Here is a 17780-nt window from a genome sequence, read left to right as displayed (position 1 = left end):
CCGTCCCGTACTTCACCCCGCCACATACTGACGGTCGATAGACTCGCACATCGACCGGCCAGCTGGTTCACCACACATCGACCGGCACAGAACTGCTCACGAGTCACCCACCTCGACGCCGGTCACGTCGCCCACCACCGCCCAGCCGTCGTCGCTCTCGCGGGCGGCGAGCAGCGTCTCGTCGTCGTCGCCGTCGACGATGCGGTAGGTGGTGCCGTCGTCGGTCTCGCCCTCGGCCTCGAGGTCGTCCTGGAAGAACTCGGCGTGGTGCATGGACAGGTCGACGGTCGAGCCATCGGCGAAGGTGAGCGTCACGGTGTCCGGTGCGATGTTGTAGAGTCGCTTCGCGAGACGGTTCATACTCGACCCGTGAACGTCCGCCGCCAAATCGGCGTCGGTCGGCGGCAGCTGGCGGGTTTAACGGGCAGTGTATATCCAGCACTCACTACTTTCCACGCTGGTCCGTGCCGAGTATCTATGGGGGGAGATCTGAACCGAAGGGACTGGTTACTGTCCGTCAGTGCAGCTGGAGTGACCGCACTGTCGGGCTGTGTGACCGGCGACGAGAGCGACGGCGGCGGCGGTGGAACCGTGCCGGAATCGACGCCCCAGGGAGGGGGTGGCGGCGGTGGCGGTGGCGATAGTGCTGACGACGACGGTGGCGGTGGTGGTGGCGACGACGGCGGTGGTGGCGGCGACGACGGCGGTGGTGGCGACGACGGCGGTGGTGGCGACGGCGAGACCGAGACGTCCCCATCGGCAACGTTCGAACTCGGCGAACTGTCCGTCCGCCCCACCCTGCCGGCAGGGCGCGAAGCGAGTGCGACCGTCGTGGTCGAGAACACCGGCTCGCGACGGGGGACCGCGACCCTCAGCGTCCGGGTCGGCGAAGGCGTGCGGACCGTGGAGGTGACGCTCGAGCCAGAAGCCGGCCGAACCGTCGAACTCCCGCTCCGGCCGCCGGACGAGCCCGGAGAGACGACGGTCGAGGTCGTCGTTCACGAGACGGGCGAACGGCGGTCCGAAACCGTCGAGCTCGTGCCGGTCGAGTTCGACACGGAGGTCTCCGTGCCGTCGCAGCTGGTCATCGGCGAGGAGGTTGTCGTCGAGATAACGGTGACGAACGAGTCCGCCGCGCCGGTCTCGACGACGATCCAGTGGCAGTTCCTGGACAGCGAAGGCGCGGAGGAGCTACACCTGCAACCGGGTGGGACGGAACGACTCCGGCCCCGGTTCGTGGTCCCGGACCAGCCCGGAACACACAGCGTTCGGGTCGCGAACACGGCAGCGAACTCCCTCGAACCGATCCTGGTGCGCATCATCGACCTGGCGGACGCGTTCGAGATCACGGAGGTAATCGACGGCCGCTGGGAGTGCATGTCGTACGCGAACACCGCCAACGAGATCTACTGGGAGTACGAGGTGAGCAACGTCGGGAACGTCGACGTCGACGGGCGTAACCGCCTCGTACTCGGTGTCGAGGTGGTCGACGGGGGCGGCCGTCTCGTGGGCAGCTACGAGATGACCGGCCAGCCGCCGAGGCCCGACACCCCGTCGGTGTTCGGCGTCGACGAGGACGACTTCGACAACAGCGACGGACTGAGCGGTGCGGCATCGTGTGATTACATCCGGCGCATCATCGACGCCGTCAACGGGGACGGTGAGCAGCGCATCGCCGAGGCGCACTGGTGACGACGGCACGACGCCGGAAACCGCCACACGTCCGGACGAACCGGAGGGCCTTTTTGCGCGGCTCTCCCGTGTGAGTGCATGACCGACTACGCAGTGCGCGCCCGGCTCGTCGAGCGCGCCGCACGTTCCGGGGCGGCCGTCGCCGAGGGCCACTTCCGGACCGGTATCGCCGTCGAGGAGAAGGACGGGAAGACGGACGTGGTGACCCAGGCCGACCGTGACGCCCAGCGCGAGGTCGTCTCGACCATCCGCGACGAGTTCCCGGAGGACGCCATCGTCGGCGAGGAGGACGACGAGCTGAAGGAGGTACCGGATTCGGGGCCAGCGTGGATCATCGACCCCATCGACGGGACGAACAACTACGTCCGCGGCTTCTCGGTGTGGGCGACGAGCGTCGCGGCGGTCGTCGACGGCGAACCGGTCGCGGCGGCGAACGTGCTGCCGGCGCTCGACGACGTGTACGTCGCGGACGACGAGCACGTGGTGCTGAACGGCGACGAGCTCGCCGTCAGCGACGTCTCGGACCCCGAGCGTGCGGTCGGCTGCCCGACCATCTGGTGGCCGCGGGACCGGCGCGACGAGTACGCGACGGCCTGCCGCGAGATCGTGGAACGGTTCGGCGACATGCGCCGCGTCGGCTGCGCGCAGGCCGCGCTCGGCATGGTCGCCTCGGGTGGACTGGAGGCCACCATCACGAACGTCGACGCGAACCCGTGGGATACCGTCGCGGGCGTCCACATGGTCCGGCAGGCCGGCGGAAAAGTGACCGACATCGACGGCGACCGCTGGCGGCACGACAGCCGTGGGCTGGTGGCGTCGAACGGTGCGGCCCACGAGGAGGCGCTGGCGGCGGCGCGGGCTATCGAGGACGTACGCCAGGTGTAGCAGGTCGGCCCGGAGCGGTGGGATACGCCGCGTCCCGACCGCTCAGGCCGGCGAGACCGCCCGAATCTTCGTCGAGCGGCAGTCGGGACAGGCCACCGCGGACATGTCCGACTTCGTCGACTCGAACTCCGTGTCGCACCGTTCACAGACGTAGTGGAACGTTCGTTCGTCGGTACCGAACAGGCCTCTGACCGAATCTAGGAATCCCATGCCCAATGTTAGCGTACGACGTTCCGGTAGATAAATGCTGTTCGGGAGGGTCGCGTTTTTTCTCCTCGGGGCGGTACCACGGACTATGGAACTCGACGAGACGGACAGACAGATCCTCCGCATCCTCCAGGAGAACGCACGGACGACGTTCAGCGAGATCGCCCGTCGAATCGACATGTCGAGCGCGACGGTCCACGACCGCGTCGGCCGGCTGGAGGACGCCGGCGTCATCCAGGGCTACCACGCGAAGCTCGACCCGAAGGCCATCGACCTCGGCATCTCCGCCATCATCGGGCTGCGCGTCGAGCAGGGGCGCGAGCAGGACACGCTGGAGCGGTTGCAGGCGATTGAAGGGGTACAGGAGGTCCACCTGACGACCGGCGAGTGGGACGTGATGGGCCGGGTGTACGCCGAGGACGCCGACGCGCTCCGGGAGCTGATGTTCGACCGCATCGCCCAGATGGACGGCTTCGCGCGCTCGCAGACGATGGTCATCCTCGGGACACCCCACGAGTCCGAGGAGCTGCCCATCGCCGGGGAGTAGCGGTTACCGCCGGGTGACCGCGCGAGGGGAGACCAGAAGGGTAATGGCCCGTCCGTCCGCCCGTCGGTGTATGAGCGACTTCATCGACCGTATCGGCATCGAACGGGCGTGGGTCGGCGCGGTCGGCCTGCTGACGGCCGTGTTCGGCCTCGGGTCGGTGCTGTTCCCGCGTGCGGTGTACGCGAACTTCGTCTGGCAGTACTTCTGGGGGCCGGTGTACGCCGACGCACACAACTGGAACTGCGTGGCCTGGGCCGACGGCGCGCAGGTCCAGCCACAGAGCTGTGGGTCGGTACCCGCGAGTCTCGGTCCCGTCGCCGAGCCGGGCTACACGGTCGTCTCCGAGATCGGCTACGCCCTCATCCTCCTGTTGATGCTCGTCGGCGTCGGCCTGCTGGTCAAGCGCCTGCGCATCACGCGCTACCGGGCGCTGTTCTACGGGCTGTTCCCGTTCATGTTCTTCGGCGGGACCCTCCGGGTCGTCGAGGACGTGAACGACAAGGCCCGGCTCGCGGCCGGCCAGTCACCGATCTTCGACTACCCGCTGAACAGCCTCCTCATCAGCCCGGTCATCTACTTCACCGTCTTCTTCGTCGCGCTGGCGGCGGTCGTCGCCGCGGTGTTCCTCGCCGAGAACGTCGTCGACAGGGAGTTCGAGTACCCGCTGTTCGCCATCGGCTCGACCCTGCTCGCCGCCAACCTGGGTTACTTCGCCTGGGCGGCGGCCACCCAGCCGTACGTCTCCTTCTACCCGCAGGTCGCCATCGTCGTCCTCGTCGCCGCGACGGTCGTCGCGGGCGGCGTCTGGTACGGCATCGAGACGCTCAAGCCGAGCATCAACGCCGGCACCGGCTTCATGGGCGTGGTCGTGCTCTGGGCGCACGCCATCGACGGCGTCGCGAACTTCGTCGGCCTGAACCTGATGCCGGCGCTCACCGGGCAGGCGAACCTCCAGGGCAAGCACCCCGTGAACCGGTTCATCGTCGACGTGGCAGGCCAGTACCTGCCCGCCTACCTCGACGCGTTCCCGTTCCTCGTCGTGAAGATGGTCGCCGCGACGTTCGTCCTCTGGGTGTTCGACGAGACGGTGTTCGACGACAGTCCGCGCTTCACCGTGATGCTCCTCGTCGCCATCGTCGCCGTCGGCCTCGGCCCCGGCACCCGCGACATGGTCCGTGCGACCCTGTACGTCTAGGTCAACCGGTCCAGCGTCTCCCGGGGGAAGTACCGTCCCCCGCACTCGGTACACTCCGCGAGGACGACCTCTCGCTCGACCGTGACGCCGAGGGCCTCGCCCGAGACCGCCGTTCGCGTCAGTGTTCCACCACACGTCGCACAGGATAGTTCGAACTCCGATACTGGCTCTCCCCCGGCCGCCGAGCGTTCGCTCATGTGAGAGGTTGACACACCATATCTACAGACGAGCGTATCGGTCTTAAATCCCGGGTAGCCATCGGTTAGCGACCGGTTCCCGACTCAGGGATACGGGTGGTGCTGCCGGTTCGGTCGCGCCTCGAACCCCAGCGACTCCGGTACCGTCTCGGCGCGGGTCCCGAACGCCGGGTCGTCCGTGAACAGCGGCTGTGCGCCCGGCACCACGACCCGGACCGCCTCGAAGCCGGCCGTCTCCACGTCCGCGGGCGTCAGCCGGCTCGCGTAGGGCGTCAGCCCGGCCTCGGCCACACGCTCGACCAGTGCGTCGACCGCGTCCCCACCCGCCAGCGCGTCGTCCGGGCCGACGCTGCTCGCCGGAATCGGCCCGCCCGAATCGAGGAAGTCCGTCGCAGCGGACGGGAAGTCGGCGAACCGACCGATAGCGCCGGACTCCTCGTTCGCGCCGGCGCGGCCCATCGAGCGCAGCTCCATCCAGTTCTGGAGCGCCTCCGCGAGCGCGGACCGGGCCGCAGTCACGGGGTCGAGCGCGGCGTCCGAGCCCACAGCGAACCGCGGCCAGTCGCCGTCCTCGCGGTGGACCGCCACGGCGACGACGGGGACGTCCACGTCCTGCGTGACGAGCAGTGCCGTCGTCTCCAGGTCCTCGGCGCGGGCGCGGCGTTCGAGCCGCTCGTAGTCCGCGTCGTCGACCCGCAACTCCAGCGGCTCGAACGTCGAGTACCACGCGAGCATCGTCGCGTCGCGCTCGACCACCTCGGTCAGTCCGGCGACCAGCGCGTCTGCGCCGGACGTGCCCAGTCCAAGCCCGGTCGTGATGGCCGACGTGTACCGCTCCGCCGGCGGCGGGAAGTGGACGAGTTCCGCGGGGATGGGCACCTGTTCGTCCGTCGCGAGGTCCGTCGCCGTCGTCCACGGAATCGGTGACTCGGGGTCGACCGCCGGCGCGTCCTCCGCCCGGACGACCGCATCCGGTGAGACCCCGTTGTCGACCATCCCCGGCGGTGCCTGCTCGAAGTCCGAGTTTCGGTAGATGGCCGCGCTGTAGCGTTCGAGTGCCTCCCCGACGGCCTTCATGAACGCCGCGTTCCAGTCGTCGGCGACACCCGCGGCCTGCCCCGGCGCGCTGGCGTCCGAGTAGACCGATGTTTCGGCCGTCGTCGCCAGATAGTACGGCGCGGGGAACGACTCCAGCTCGCCGATGTCGCTGACCAGTCCGACGCGCCCGTCGAGGGTGCGTTCGGCCCGTTCGACCGCCTCGTCGAGGCTCACGTCGGCGTCGCCGCGCCGGAGTTCGTCGTCGGTCCGTCCGCAGCAGCCCGGCACCGGCAGGAACTGTCGGTCCTCGTGCGGCAGTTCGTGGATGTGTCCGACGGGGTCGTGGTCGTCCTCGACGGCGGCGACCGCCTCCCGCCCGGCGACCGCGCCGGCGAGCCGTGCCGTCGGCCGGTCGACGCCCCCGTCGTCGGTCTCGCTCGCGTTCGAGCCGACCCTCGCACGCAGGCAGTCGAAACAGCCCCGGCCCGGCGCGAGCCCGGCGACCGCGGCGTCGACGCCCGCGACCGGGTAGCCGCCGACGCCGCCCAGCTCGACCGCCAGCCACGGCCCGTCTGCGGCCTCGTTCGCCGTCGTGAGGGCGTCGTCCTCGGTCGGTGCGACGACGACCGCGAGGTCCGCGCCCGCGATGCCGTCCGGGTCGACCCGCTCCGGGTCGGCGTCCGTGTCCGCCAGCGCGGCCACGACGGCTTCCGCGGCCGGTCCGTCGCCCGCGATTCGTACGTCCATGTCGCCGACGTCGCGTGGCGCTGAGAAAAGTCCGACGCTCTCGGGTGTTCGTGTCGCGTCGTCGGTCAGATGTGCTCCTCCTCCAGCACCCAGCCGAGCGCGCGCTTGTAGTACGTGAACATCTGCTTGACGCCCTCGTGTTTCATGTCCTCGTCGTCCAGCTCCTCCTTCAGGAACTCGTACTGCTCCCGTATCTCCTCTTCACTGCGCATGGTCGAGACTGTGGGTGCTGTTCGGAAGTGTCTTTCTTCGAGTGGTGTGGCGGTCGCGTGTTCGGTCTGCGGGTGGTCCCGACTGTCTCGTGGGAACTCCGTCGACTGCTACCAGCCAGAACGTCCCTGCTCGGTCGACTCCCGGGACCACGCGAGACTCCACCGTCGTCTCGCTGGCCTCCGTTCGCCCGCTCACGGGGACACTCGACCGGTCTCGCCAGCGCACGCCGGTGTGAACAGTCCGGACAGGAATCGAGAAGTCCCGTCAGTACACCTCCGCCATGAACTCCCGGAGCGCGTCGTTCACGACCGTGGGGTTCTCGACGTTCGAGGAGTGCCCCGCCTCGGGGACCTCGACGAACCGGGCGTCGGGGAGTCCGTCGGCCATCGACGCGCCGTACTCGGGGTCGATGGAGAGGTCCTCCGCGCCGTGGACGACGAGCGTCGGCACGTCGATCTCGTCGAGGCGGTCGGCGACCCCCGGGCGATCCAGCCACGAGTGCACCTCGTCGTGGACGGCCTCGCCGGGGTACGTGAGCCAGCGGTTCTTCCAGGAGTCCACGAGTTCGGGGTGCTCCTCGTTCGTCGTCGGCCCGAACAGGATGTGCGCGACGACCTCGGCGAGGTCGGGGGGCAGCTCCTCGCTCTCCTTCGCGCGGTCGACCATTCCCCCGTAACGTTCGCGGTCCTCCCCGGGGTGGGGCTGGGCCATGCTGTCGACGAGGACCAGGCCGTCGAGGACCTCGGGGTAGCGCAGGGCGAACCGGAGCGCCATGAACCCGCCCATCGACATCCCGCCGAGGACACAGGAGTCGATGTCCAGCGCGTCGAGGAGGGTCCGGCAGTCGTCGGTCAGGTCGTCGAGGTCGTACGGGCCCTGCCAGTTGTCGGTGCGGGCGCGGTTGTCGTAGGCGACGACGCGGTAGTCGTCGGCGAGGGCGTCCATCTGGGGACGGAACATCGTCCGGTCCATCAGCGTCCCGTGACTGAGCACGAGCGCGGGACCGTCACCCCGGTCGTCGGCGAGGGTGTCCGCCCGGTGACGGTACATCTCGGTGGCTGGACCGGGGTCGTCGGGCAGTGGTGGCATGCACCACAGTTCGGCGGGCAGTCACAAATAGCTACGTCGTGGCGGCCCGGCGAGGGACGACCGAGACCGACTCGCGCACCGTCTGCCACCCCATGACGACCACAGCGGCTTCGATTCAGCACCACAAAGGGCGTACAAATACCCGACAGAGCGCCTGAAGACCGTGATATTTAGCGATTGACGGTTCGGGCTTCGTAACGCCTTTGAGGTGGGGCGGACCCGTGGCTATCAATGACACGTGAATCGTGGACGGGGCGTATCGGCTTCGTCCTCGCCGCCGCTGGCAGCGCAGTCGGACTGGGGAACCTCTGGCGGTTCCCGTGGATGACCGCCGAGAACGGCGGGAGTGCGTTCCTGCTCGTCTACCTCGGCATCGTCCTCGCGGTCGGTGTCCCGGGGCTGCTCGCCGAGTTCGTCATCGGCCGTCGCTCGCAGAAGAGCCCCGTCGGCGCGCTCCGTGACCTCTCGGGGTCGCGCAACTGGGGTCACGTCGGTCTGCTGACCGTCGTCGCCGGCCTCGTCCTGCTCTCCTTCTACAGCGTCGTCGGCGGCTGGATCCTGCGCTACTTCGTCGCCTCGCCGACGGGCGCGTACTTCGACAACCCGGGTGCGTACTTCGACGCCATCTCCGTCGGCCCGGAGGCCGCCGCGTTCCACGTCCTGTTCCTCGCGCTCACCGCGGGCGTCGTCTACGGCGGCGTGCGCGACGGCATCGAGCGCGCGACGACGGTGATGATGCCCATCGTCTTCATCGCGCTCATCGGGCTCTCGGTGTGGGTGAGCGGGCTCTCCGGTGCCTCGGAGGCCTACGAGTTCTACCTCTCGTTCGACCTCGGGACCGTCCAGTCCAGCTTCCTCGACATCGTCCTCGCCGCCGCCGGACAGGCGCTCTTTACCCTCTCGGTCGGCGCGGGTACGATGATCACCTACGCGAGCTACGTCGGCGAGGACCGCTCGCTGCCTGCGGACGCGACGCTCGTCGCCGTGCTGAACACCGCCGTCGGCGTGCTCGCCGGCCTCGTCGTCTTCCCGCTGCTGTTCTCGACGCCGGGGGCCGACGTCGAGACCAGCGGCCCCGGCGCGCTGTTCGTCGGCGTCGCGACCGCGTTCGCCGAGCTCCCGGCCGGTCGCCTCGCCGCCGTGGGCTTCTTCGCGGTCGTCGCGCTCGCCGCGCTCTCGTCGTCCATCAGCATGCTCGAGATCGTCGTCGCGTACCTCGTCGACGAGCGCGACCGCAGCCGACAGCAGGCGGTCCTCGGCGTCGGCGCGGTCGTCCTCGTCACCGGGACCGCCAGCGCGTTCGTGCCCCCCCTGTTCAACGCACTCGCCGGCCCCGTCGTCGACTTCGTGCTCACGACCGGGCTGTTCGCGTTCGTCGTCTTCACCGCGTGGGTGCTCGGCGGCGATGCGGTCGACGAGTTCGTCCGCGGCACGCAGTTCTCGTCGGGGCTCGCCGACGCCTGGCGGCTGCTCGTCGGCATCGTCATCCCGCCGTTCCTGGCCTTCACGCTCCTCGTCGGCGTGGTCGGCCTGCTCGACGTCACGCTCGCGTCGTGGCAGCTCGGCCTCGCCGGGGTCGTCGTCGCCGGGGTCGTCGTCTCCCTCGTCCGCCGTACCCGGACAGAGGCCGGCACCGCCGCCTGAGCCGGAGACGCGACAAATTCTGCCACGGAATTTCGACGATCGACGTTGCGGAGTACGGAAACCTTTTGGGCGAGGTAAGAGACGATTGGACCAATGACTGCTGGGTGGTCACCGTGACGATGGAGGACCGCATCGACGAGCTCGAGGAACTGCGCGAGGAGGCCCTGCTGGGCGGCGGCGAGGACCGCATCGAGTCCCAGCACGAGAAGGGCAAGATGACCGCCCGCGAGCGCATCGAGTACTTCCTCGACGACGGCAGCTTCCACGAGTTCGACCAGCTGCGCACCCACGACTCCCACAACTTCGGGATGGAGGAGCGCAAGATACTGGGCGACGGCGTCGTCACCGGCTACGGCGACGTCGACGGCCGGAAGGTGTTCGTGTTCGCCCACGACTTCACCGTCTTCGGCGGCTCGCTCGGCGAGGTGTTCGCCGAGAAAATCACGAAGGTGATGGACATGGCGATGGAGGTCGGCGCGCCCATCGTCGGGCTGAACGACTCCGCCGGGGCACGTATCCAGGAGGGCGTGAACTCGCTCGCGGGCTTCACCAACATCTTCCACCGGAACCAGCTCGCCTCGGGCGTCGTCCCGCAGATCTCCTGCATCATGGGGCCGTGCGCCGGCGGCGCGGTGTACTCGCCCTCGATCACGGACTTCATCTTCATGGTCGAGGACAGCGCGCACATGTACATCACCGGGCCGGGCGTCATCAAGACGGTCACCGGCGAGGAGGTGACACAGGAGGAACTCGGCGGGGCCAAGACACACACCAGCAAGACGGGCGTCGCCCAGTTCTCCTGCGAGACGGACGAGGCCGCACTCGACCGCATCCGCGACCTGCTCTCGTACCTGCCGTCGAACAACGTCGAGGACCCGCCCCGGGTCGAGCCGTGGGACGACCCGAACCGGGAGGACGACCGCCTGCTCGACATCGTCCCCGACAGCCCGCAGAAGCCGTACGACATGGTCGACGTCATCGGCTCCATCGTCGACGAGGGCTCGTTCTTCGAGGTGGCCGAGAACTTCGCGAAGAACATCGTCGTCGGCTTCGGCCGCCTCGACGGCCACAGCGTCGGCCTCGTCGCCAACCAGCCCCGCGTCAACGCCGGGACGCTCACCGTCGACGCCTCGATGAAGGGCTCGCGCTTCGTCCGTTTCTGTGACTCGTTCAACATCCCCATCGTGACGCTCGTCGACGTGCCCGGCTACATGCCCGGCACCGAACAGGAGCACCGGGGCATCATCCGCCACGGCGCGAAGCTCCTCTATGCGTACTCCGAGGCCACCGTCCCGTTGCTCACCGTCATCACCCGGAAGGCCTACGGCGGTGCGTACTGCGTCATGGCGTCGAAGAACCTCGGCGCGGACGTGAACTACGCCTGGCCCACCGCCGAGATCGCCGTCATGGGCCCGCAGGGTGCGGTCAACATCCTCTACCGCGAGGAGCTCGCGGAGGCGGAGAACCCCGACGAGCTGCGCGACGAGCTCATCGAGGAGTACCGCGAGGAGTTCGCGAACCCCTACACCGCGACCGACCAGGGCTTCCTCGACGACGTCATCGAGCCGACGGAGACGCGCTCCCGGCTCGTCGACGACCTCGACATGCTGCTCTCGAAGCGCGAGGACCAGCCCGACAAGAAACACGGCAACATCCCGCTGTAGCCATGAGTCAGGACCTGCTCGCGGCGCTCGACGTGCCCGACGACGCGACCGACGACGAGGCTGCCGCCATCGCCGCCGTCGTCGGCGCGCACCTCCGCGACCTCGAGGCCCAGGCGGCCGAGGAGGACGAGGAGGAGGCGTGGTCGGGCAAGAAGTGGTCGTTCGCGGGCCGGCTCCGGAGCACCCGCGGGCAGTCGCGACGCGTCCCGGACGGCGCGCCGACGGACGCCTGGGCGGCGTCCGGGCGCACGGACCGGTTCTGAGCGGTCGCGACTGCCGCCTCACCGTTTCTCGACGCGCAACTCGACAGTCCCGACGTCGAGCGTCGCGCCCGGCTCGACGTCCAGCTCGTCGCTCACGCGCTCGAATCGGCACCGCTGAAGGATGGTTGCCAGCGCGAGCCGCAGCTCCATCCGGGCGAAGCGCATCCCGATGCAGTGTCTGGGGCCGCCGCCGAACGGGAAGTAGGCGTACTCGGGGCGGTCGGCGTCGTCGTCGAGCCAGCGGGACGGCCGGAACGCCTCGGGGTCGTCCCACCAGCGCGGGTCGTGGTGGACGGCGTAGGTTCCGAGCAGCAGCGTCGCCTCCTCGGGCACCGCGTAGCCACCGAGGGTCGTGTCAGCGACGGGCTGGCGGTAGAGCAGGTACACCGGCGGATAGAGCCGGAGCGCCTCGCTGACGACCGCGTCGGTCAGTTCGAGTTCGGGGAGGTCGGCGAACGTCGGGTCCGCGTCGCCGAGGACCCGTTCGAACTCGTCGTCGAGCCCCCGCCGGACCTCGTCGTCGCCGGCGACCAGCCAGAGCGCGAAGGTGAGCGCCAGCGACGTGGTCTCGTGGCCGGCGAACAGGAAGGTGACGAGCTGGTCGCGGAGCCGCTGCTCGTCCATCAGGGAGCCGTCGGGGTACTCCGCGTCGAGCAGCGTCGCGAGCAGGTCGTCGTGGTCGCCCGCGCCGTCGGCACGCCGCTCCGCGACGAGCTCCACGAGCAGGTCGTCGAGCTCGCTCCGTGCGCGCCGGTACCGCCGCTTGTTCGGCGTCGGCAGCCAGTCGGGCGTCGCCAGCGTGCCCGCGCTGGCCCGGTCGGTGATGGCGTCGGCCGCCTCGCGGACGACGTCGCCGTCCGCGCCGTCGAGCTCGACGTCGAGCAGCGTCCGCGTCAGCACGTCGAGCGTGAGCCGCGGGCAGACCGCACCGAGGTCGACCGTCGCGCCGTCGTCCCAGCGGTCGACGGCCCCGGCGGTCGTGTCAACCATCACGTCGGCGAACGACCGGATGCGGTCCGGCGTGAACGCGGGCTGGAGCAGCCGTCGGTCGCGCCGCCACAGCTCGCCCTCGGTGAACACCAGCCCTCCAGGGGCGATGGCGTCGCCGGCGGCGGTTTCGAACTCGCCCTTCCGGAACTCGTCGTTCCGCGCGACGAGCACCTCCTCGACGAGTTCGGGGTCGTACACCGCGACGAACTCCCGGCCCAGCGCGTCGAACGCCACCACGTCGCCGTACTCGTCGCGGAGTTCGGTCCCCCAGTCGAGGCCGCCCCGGAAGAACGACATCGTCTTCCCGAGTAGCGGCAGCCCGTCAGGCCCCGGCGGTGTCTCGGCGGCCACCGCAGACCCTTCGTCGTCCCCGTCCGACTGCACGTGTCGCTGGTTCGTCTCGCCCATAGGTGTTCGTCGATGGTCCTCTCGCCTGGGCCTTCGGCCGAACCACTGAACCTTTTTAAATACTCGCGTTCGGCGTACCGCTATGCAGTCGCTCGACGTGACCCTGCACCTCCCCGACGAGGTCCGGCTGCCCGCCCCGGAGTGGTTCGACCTCGGCGATGACTTCGTCCGCGAGGAGCTGCTCGCCTGGCACACCGACGAGGACCGCGGCGTCGACTACTTCCTCGCGCTCGTCGTCGGCGACCTCGACGCCACCCGCGACGCCCTCGCCGAGCTCGACGCGGTCCTCGACTTCGAGCTCGTCCCCGTCGACGGCGACACGTTCTACGCCTACGTCGAGTTGGCCATCGGCTCGGAGACGACGGCCTGGCGGTCGCCGCTCGAGGCACAGGACATCGTCGTCGTCCCGCCGGTCGTGTTCGACCCCCACGGCTCGGTCCAGCTGACCGTGCTGGGCGACCCGGACGCACTTCGCGGCGTCGTGGACGGCGTCCCCGAGTTCGTGGGGGTGGAGATCGAACGCGTCGGCGAGCCGCGGGGCATCGGCGGGGCGCTCGCCGGTCGGGTGACGGCTCGCCAGCTCGAGGCGCTCGCCGTCGGACGGGAACTTGGGTACTACGAGGTGCCCCGGGAAGCGTCGCTCGCGGATGTCGCTGGTGAGCTGGGCTGTTCCGAGAGCGCCGCGTCGACGTTGCTTCGGAAGGCCGAGCGTGGGCTCGTGGACGCGGCGTTCGGGTGAGAGCCGCCCGTGGGCCGCCCCCACTCGAACGTCCGGCGGCCCCCTACCGCTTCGTCACCCGGAGCCGGACGTCCTCCTCGGGCTGGTAGGTCGCGGCCATCCGCGGCTCCGGCGGCTCGTCGCCGACATGCTCGAACCGACAGTCGCGGACCAGCGTCGCGAGCACGAGTTTCAGTTCGAGCATGGCGAACCGCATCCCGATGCAGTGCCGTGGGCCGCCACCGAACGGGAAGTAGGCGTACTCCGGCAGGGAGTCCTCGAACTCGTCGGTCCAGCGGTCGGGCCGGAACTCGCCGGGGTCGTCGTACCAGCGTTCGTCGCGGTGGATGCGGAACTGTGGGAGGGTCAGCTTGGTGTCAGCGGGGAGCTCGTAGCCGCCCAGTTCGACGTCCTCGCGGGCCTCGCGGAAGACGACGTAGGCCGGCGGGTAGAGCCGCATCGACTCCGTGCAGACGCGGTCGAGGTACTCCAGGCCGAACACGTCGAACGTGCCCGGGCGGTCGCCGTCGACGGCCGCGTCGACCTCGCGGTGCAGTCGGTCGGCCACGTCGGGGTGCTCGGCGAGGAGGTAGGTGGTGTACGTCAGCGCCAGCGAGGTGGTCTCGTGGCCGGCGAACAGGAACGTGAGCATGGTGTCGCGGAGCTCCTTGTCGGACATCCCCTCGCCGTCGTCGCCGGCCTGCATCAGCATCGCCAGCAGGTCGTCGTGGTCGCCGTCCTCGGCCGCGCGCCGCTCGGCGATGAGGTCGTCCACGGTGTCCTCGAACTCGGCCATCGCCCGGTTGTACCGCCGGTTCGACGGCGTCGGGACCCACGTGGGCACGAACGTCGAGACCCCTCTGGGGCCCGCGCGCTCGTTCAGCGCCTGGGCCCCGTGGGTGATGGTCTCGCCCGCCTCGCTCCCGTCCACGTCGAGGTCGAACAGCGAGTCCACGAGGATGCGGAGGGTGAGTTCCGAGAACCGCCCGTTGGCCGCGAACACCTCGCCGTCGTCGAGGTCCTCGACCAGTTCGCGGGCGTAGCCCGCCATCGCGTCGCCGTAGCTCCGGATACGGTCCAGCTGGAACGCCGGCTGCGCCTGGGTGCGCTGCTCGCGCCACTGTGCGCCCTCCGTGAACAGCAGCCCGTCCGAGGCGAACTGCTGCCCGAAGTCGGAGAGGTCCCACTTGCCGTACCTGTCCGAGTCCGTGACGAGCACCTGCTCGACGAGGTCCGGGTGGAGGACGGTGGCCATGCGCTGGCGGGCGACGCTGTAGCCCACCACGTCGCCGTAGCCCGCGAGCTCGTCGTAGAAGGCGTGCGGGTCGTCCGTGAACTGGAAGGTGTTGCCGAGGACGGGGATGCCGTCCGGGCCCGACGGAAAGCCGCCATCGCCCGGGTTCCGGGGGCCATCGTTCGTGTCCGCCGCTGGCGTCCCGCCGTCCCCCTGGTCGTCCGGGTCGGTCCGCCGCTCGTGCTGGCTGGGCGAGCCCCTCATACCCGACCGTTGCACACGCCGGTCGATGGCATCACCGTCTCTGTGGCTAGCGTGTTTAAGTTCGGTACCACAACCTCTAATTGTGGACGTGGACGAGTTCGACTATCGTGAAGTACCTCGACGTGCGCATCCGACAGCCCGACGACTGGCTGCACCCGATGCAGGAGTTCATCCGCCACGAGGACGTGGTGCAGTACGAGGAGCTCCAGACCTGGCACGTCGTCCAGGAGCAGGACGTCGAGTACGAGCTGTTCTACGTCGTCGCCGACCGCGAGCGCTACGAGCCCGTCATCGACGGCGTCGACTCCATCCGCTGGTACGACATCACCGACGTCGACGACGAGTCGTTCTACGTGTACGTCTGCCAGGACACCCGGGAGGACGACCGGGACTGGCGGGCCGCCTTCGCCGCGCTCAACCTCGTCGTCGTCCCGCCGATCACCTACGACCGCGAGGCCGCGATGGGCATGACCGTCATCGGCGAGGGCGACGACCTCCGGACGATGCTCGACGGCCTTCCGGAGAGCTTCGAGGTCGACGTGCGTGGCATCGGCGAGTACGACACGCGCCGGCCGTCGCTGGTGGGGGCGCTGACCGAGCGCCAGCGCGAGGCGGTCCACGTCGCCGTCGAGGTCGGCTACTACGCGGTCCCCCGCGAGGGCGACCTCGAGGCCGTCGCCGCGGCACTGGACTGTGCCCCCTCGACGGCGTCGAACCTGCTCCGGAAGGCGGAAGCGGCGGTGTTCGGGCGGCTCGTCGACCGGCGCAGCGCCCGGCCGTGAACCCGGCTGCCACCGGTCGTTGACGGGGGTGGCAAAAACCGATACAATAAGGTGCGTCGTCCGAGACACTTCCGGCAAGAATGTTCAGGAAGGTTCTCGTCGCGAACCGAGGGGAGATCGCGGTGCGCGTCATGCGCGCCTGCGAGGAGCTGAACGTGTCGACCGTCGCCGTCTACAGCGACGCCGACAAGAACTCCGGGCACGTCCGCTACGCCGACGAGGCGTACAACGTCGGGCCCGCCCGGGCAGCGGACTCCTATCTCGACCACGAGGCCGTCATCGAGGCCGCGAGGAAGGCCGACGCCGACGCTATCCACCCCGGCTACGGCTTCCTCGCGGAGAACGCCGAGTTCGCGGGCAAGGTCGAGGCCGAGGAGGGCATCACCTGGGTCGGCCCGGCCGCCGACTCGATGGAGCAACTCGGCGAGAAGACCAAGGCCCGGAAGACGATGCGCGAGGCCGACGTGCCCATCGTCCCCGGGACGACCGACCCCGTCGAGGACCCCGCGGAGGTCACCGAGTTCGGCGAGGAGCACGGCTACCCCATCGCCATCAAGGCCGAAGGCGGCGGCGGCGGCCGCGGCATGAAGATCGTCGAGAGCGCCGACGAGGCCGCCGACCAGTTAGAGAGCGCGAAGCGCGAGGGCGAGGCGTACTTCGACAACGACAACGTCTACCTCGAACGGTACCTCGAGAACCCCCGCCACATCGAGGTGCAGATCCTCGCGGACCACCACGGCAACGTCCGCCACCTCGGCGAGCGCGACTGCTCGCTCCAGCGCCGCCACCAGAAGGTCATCGAGGAGGGCCCGAGCCCCGCGCTCTCGGACGAGCTCCGCGAGGAGATCGGCGCGTCCGCCCGTCGCGGTGCCGACGCGGCCGGCTACTACAACGCCGGCACGTTCGAGTTCCTCGTCGAGGAGGAGGAACGCGACGCCGCGGCCGGCGAGGTCCTGGGACCCGACGCGAACTTCTACTTCCTTGAGGTCAACACCCGCATCCAGGTCGAACACACCGTCACCGAGGAGCTCACCGGCATCGACATCGTGAAGTGGCAGCTGAAGGTCGCCGCCGACGAGGAGCTCGACTTCGCACAGGACGACGTCGACCTCTCCGGGCACGCGATGGAGTTCCGCATCAACGCCGAGAACGCCGCCAACGAGTTCGCGCCCGCCCCGGGCGGCAAGCTCGCGACGTACGACCCGCCGGGCGGCATCGGCGTCCGGATGGACGACGCGCTCCGGCAGGGTGATACGATCGTCACCGACTACGACTCGATGATCGCGAAGCTCATCGTCCACGGGAGCGACCGCGACGAGTGCATCGAGCGCTCGCTCCGCGCGCTCCGTGAGTACGACATCGAGGGGGTCACGACCATCATCCCGTTCCACCGGCTGATGCTCTCCGACGAGGCGTTCGTCCACGGCACGCACACGACGAAGTACCTCGACGAGCACCTCGACCACGACCGCATCGCGGAGGCCCAGGAGCAGTGGGGCTCCGACACGGACGGTGCGGGCGACGACGAGGACGTCGTCGAGCGCGAGTTCACCGTCGAGGTCAACGGCAAGCGCTTCGACGTGAACCTGGAGGAGCGCGGCGCGATGCCCGTCGGCGGCACGAGCGGCCCCCGCGGGAGCAGTGGCGGCGGCGACGGCGGCTCCGGCGCGAGCGGCGCGTCCGGCGGTGGCGTCGAGGTCGAGGGCGACGGCGAGACGGTCAACGCCGAGATGCAGGGTACCATCCTCTCCGTCGACGTCGACGAGGGCGACGAGGTCGCAGCCGGCGACGTGCTCGTCGTGCTCGAGGCCATGAAGATGGAGAACGACGTGGTCGCCTCCCGCGGCGGGACGGTCACCCAGATCGCCGTCGACGAGGGCCAGAGCGTCGACATGGGCGACGTGCTGGTCGTGGTGGAGTAGACCGCGACGCTGTTTCTCGCGGTGCTGTCGCGTGAGAACGGAGCCCGCCGGAGTTCGTGGGCAGGGGACTCCGGCGTGGCG

General features: G+C 69.4%; 18 protein-coding genes. 10 read left to right on the top strand and 8 right to left on the bottom strand.

Going from position 1 to position 17780, the window contains the following annotated elements:
* Window positions 1-96: 96 nt before the first annotated feature.
* Window positions 97-360 (bottom strand): DUF8072 family protein, encoded by a 264-nt coding sequence (locus NO345_RS05810; RefSeq protein WP_256297308.1) that lies wholly within the window; start codon window positions 358-360, stop codon window positions 97-99.
* 171 nt (window positions 361-531) lie between these two features.
* Between NO345_RS05810 and NO345_RS05805 the strand changes: the two genes are divergently transcribed.
* Window positions 532-1692 carry a hypothetical protein gene (locus NO345_RS05805; RefSeq protein ID WP_256297306.1) on the top strand — a complete coding sequence of 387 codons (1161 nt, stop codon included), beginning with the start codon at window positions 532-534 and terminating at the stop codon, window positions 1690-1692.
* Window positions 1693-1770: 78 nt separating this feature from the next.
* Entirely contained in the window at window positions 1771-2577 is an 807-nt protein-coding gene (locus tag NO345_RS05800) for an inositol monophosphatase family protein (protein WP_256297304.1), read from the top strand.
* A 42-nt stretch (window positions 2578-2619) separates the two neighbouring features.
* Here the strand turns inward: NO345_RS05800 and NO345_RS05795 are convergent, their stop codons facing one another.
* Complete coding sequence (locus NO345_RS05795) at window positions 2620-2787, bottom strand: FmdB family zinc ribbon protein (RefSeq protein WP_256297303.1); 168 nt, start codon at window positions 2785-2787, stop codon at window positions 2620-2622.
* An 85-nt stretch (window positions 2788-2872) separates the two neighbouring features.
* On the opposite strand from NO345_RS05795, the gene NO345_RS05790 reads away from it, so the two are divergent.
* Together NO345_RS05790 and NO345_RS05785 are read left to right on the top strand one after the other, a co-directional pair.
* Entirely contained in the window at window positions 2873-3331 is a 459-nt protein-coding gene (locus NO345_RS05790; RefSeq protein WP_256297301.1) for an Lrp/AsnC family transcriptional regulator, read from the top strand.
* A gap of 70 nt (window positions 3332-3401) precedes the next feature.
* A complete protein-coding gene (locus NO345_RS05785; protein WP_256297299.1) occupies window positions 3402-4526 on the top strand; it encodes a DUF63 family protein in 1125 nt (374 codons plus the stop codon).
* On the opposite strand, the gene NO345_RS05780 is transcribed toward NO345_RS05785, so the two are convergent.
* From NO345_RS05780 to NO345_RS05765, 4 genes are all read right to left on the bottom strand, one after another.
* On the bottom strand, window positions 4523-4723 hold the full coding sequence (locus NO345_RS05780; RefSeq protein ID WP_256297297.1) for a hypothetical protein: 201 nt from the start codon (window positions 4721-4723) through the stop codon (window positions 4523-4525). The two genes, NO345_RS05785 and NO345_RS05780, sit on opposite strands and share 4 nt — an antisense overlap.
* 84 nt (window positions 4724-4807) lie before the next feature.
* A complete protein-coding gene (locus NO345_RS05775) occupies window positions 4808-6508 on the bottom strand; it encodes a YcaO-like family protein (protein WP_256297295.1) in 1701 nt (566 codons plus the stop codon).
* Window positions 6509-6573: 65 nt separating this feature from the next.
* The gene (locus NO345_RS05770) at window positions 6574-6720 is read right to left on the bottom strand and encodes a DUF8555 family protein (protein ID WP_256297293.1); all 147 of its coding nucleotides are present in this window, start codon (window positions 6718-6720) and stop codon (window positions 6574-6576) included.
* A 265-nt stretch (window positions 6721-6985) separates the two neighbouring features.
* Window positions 6986-7810 carry an alpha/beta fold hydrolase gene (locus tag NO345_RS05765; protein WP_256297291.1) on the bottom strand — a complete coding sequence of 275 codons (825 nt, stop codon included), beginning with the start codon at window positions 7808-7810 and terminating at the stop codon, window positions 6986-6988.
* A gap of 231 nt (window positions 7811-8041) precedes the next feature.
* On the opposite strand from NO345_RS05765, the gene NO345_RS05760 reads away from it, so the two are divergent.
* The 3 genes from NO345_RS05760 (at window position 8042) to NO345_RS05750 (ending at window position 11381) form a co-directional block, all read left to right on the top strand.
* Window positions 8042-9454: a sodium-dependent transporter gene (locus NO345_RS05760; protein WP_256297289.1), complete on the top strand. Its 1413-nt coding sequence runs from the start codon at window positions 8042-8044 to the stop codon at window positions 9452-9454.
* Between the two features lie 119 nt (window positions 9455-9573).
* Window positions 9574-11118, top strand: a complete 1545-nt coding sequence (locus NO345_RS05755; RefSeq protein WP_256297287.1) for an acyl-CoA carboxylase subunit beta — start codon at window positions 9574-9576, stop codon at window positions 11116-11118.
* 2 nt (window positions 11119-11120) lie between these two features.
* Entirely contained in the window at window positions 11121-11381 is a 261-nt protein-coding gene (locus tag NO345_RS05750; RefSeq protein WP_256297285.1) for a DUF8022 family protein, read from the top strand.
* Window positions 11382-11399: 18 nt separating this feature from the next.
* Here NO345_RS05750 and NO345_RS05745 read toward each other — a convergent pair whose 3' ends face one another.
* Entirely contained in the window at window positions 11400-12779 is a 1380-nt protein-coding gene (locus NO345_RS05745) for a cytochrome P450 (protein ID WP_256297284.1), read from the bottom strand.
* An 82-nt stretch (window positions 12780-12861) separates the two neighbouring features.
* On the opposite strand from NO345_RS05745, the gene NO345_RS05740 reads away from it, so the two are divergent.
* A complete protein-coding gene (locus NO345_RS05740; protein WP_256297282.1) occupies window positions 12862-13518 on the top strand; it encodes a helix-turn-helix domain-containing protein in 657 nt (218 codons plus the stop codon).
* Between the two features lie 43 nt (window positions 13519-13561).
* Here NO345_RS05740 and NO345_RS05735 read toward each other — a convergent pair whose 3' ends face one another.
* Entirely contained in the window at window positions 13562-14995 is a 1434-nt protein-coding gene (locus NO345_RS05735) for a cytochrome P450 (protein WP_256297280.1), read from the bottom strand.
* Window positions 14996-15102: 107 nt separating this feature from the next.
* Between NO345_RS05735 and NO345_RS05730 the strand changes: the two genes are divergently transcribed.
* Together NO345_RS05730 and NO345_RS05725 are read left to right on the top strand one after the other, a co-directional pair.
* The gene (locus tag NO345_RS05730) at window positions 15103-15777 is read left to right on the top strand and encodes a helix-turn-helix domain-containing protein (RefSeq protein ID WP_256297278.1); all 675 of its coding nucleotides are present in this window, start codon (window positions 15103-15105) and stop codon (window positions 15775-15777) included.
* An 80-nt stretch (window positions 15778-15857) separates the two neighbouring features.
* Window positions 15858-17699, top strand: coding sequence for an acetyl-CoA carboxylase biotin carboxylase subunit (locus NO345_RS05725; RefSeq protein ID WP_256297277.1), 1842 nt, complete (start codon window positions 15858-15860; stop codon window positions 17697-17699).
* Window positions 17700-17780 lie beyond the last annotated feature (81 nt).

Source organism: Haloarchaeobius salinus (assembly GCF_024464185.1).
GTDB lineage: Archaea > Halobacteriota > Halobacteria > Halobacteriales > Natrialbaceae > Haloarchaeobius > Haloarchaeobius salinus.
This window is presented reverse-complemented; position numbering and strand designations above follow the sequence as displayed.

Bases quoted from the DNA above. Each gene is read 5' to 3' on its own strand.
- NO345_RS05810 (WP_256297308.1), bottom strand. From the start codon at position 360: ATGAACCGTCTCGCGAAGCGACTCTACAACATCGCACCGGACACCGTG.
- NO345_RS05800 (WP_256297304.1), top strand. From the start codon at position 1,771: ATGACCGACTACGCAGTGCGCGCCCGGCTCGTCGAGCGCGCCGCACGT.
- NO345_RS05795 (WP_256297303.1), bottom strand. From the start codon at position 2,787: ATGGGATTCCTAGATTCGGTCAGAGGCCTGTTCGGTACCGACGAACGA.
- NO345_RS05790 (WP_256297301.1), top strand. From the start codon at position 2,873: ATGGAACTCGACGAGACGGACAGACAGATCCTCCGCATCCTCCAGGAG.
- NO345_RS05785 (WP_256297299.1), top strand. From the start codon at position 3,402: ATGAGCGACTTCATCGACCGTATCGGCATCGAACGGGCGTGGGTCGGC.
- NO345_RS05780 (WP_256297297.1), bottom strand. From the start codon at position 4,723: ATGAGCGAACGCTCGGCGGCCGGGGGAGAGCCAGTATCGGAGTTCGAA.
- NO345_RS05775 (WP_256297295.1), bottom strand. From the start codon at position 6,508: ATGGACGTACGAATCGCGGGCGACGGACCGGCCGCGGAAGCCGTCGTG.
- NO345_RS05770 (WP_256297293.1), bottom strand. From the start codon at position 6,720: ATGCGCAGTGAAGAGGAGATACGGGAGCAGTACGAGTTCCTGAAGGAG.
- NO345_RS05765 (WP_256297291.1), bottom strand. From the start codon at position 7,810: ATGCCACCACTGCCCGACGACCCCGGTCCAGCCACCGAGATGTACCGT.
- NO345_RS05760 (WP_256297289.1), top strand. From the start codon at position 8,042: ATGACACGTGAATCGTGGACGGGGCGTATCGGCTTCGTCCTCGCCGCC.
- NO345_RS05755 (WP_256297287.1), top strand. From the start codon at position 9,574: ATGGAGGACCGCATCGACGAGCTCGAGGAACTGCGCGAGGAGGCCCTG.
- NO345_RS05750 (WP_256297285.1), top strand. From the start codon at position 11,121: ATGAGTCAGGACCTGCTCGCGGCGCTCGACGTGCCCGACGACGCGACC.
- NO345_RS05745 (WP_256297284.1), bottom strand. From the start codon at position 12,779: ATGGGCGAGACGAACCAGCGACACGTGCAGTCGGACGGGGACGACGAA.
- NO345_RS05740 (WP_256297282.1), top strand. From the start codon at position 12,862: ATGCAGTCGCTCGACGTGACCCTGCACCTCCCCGACGAGGTCCGGCTG.
- NO345_RS05735 (WP_256297280.1), bottom strand. From the start codon at position 14,995: ATGAGGGGCTCGCCCAGCCAGCACGAGCGGCGGACCGACCCGGACGAC.
- NO345_RS05725 (WP_256297277.1), top strand. From the start codon at position 15,858: ATGTTCAGGAAGGTTCTCGTCGCGAACCGAGGGGAGATCGCGGTGCGC.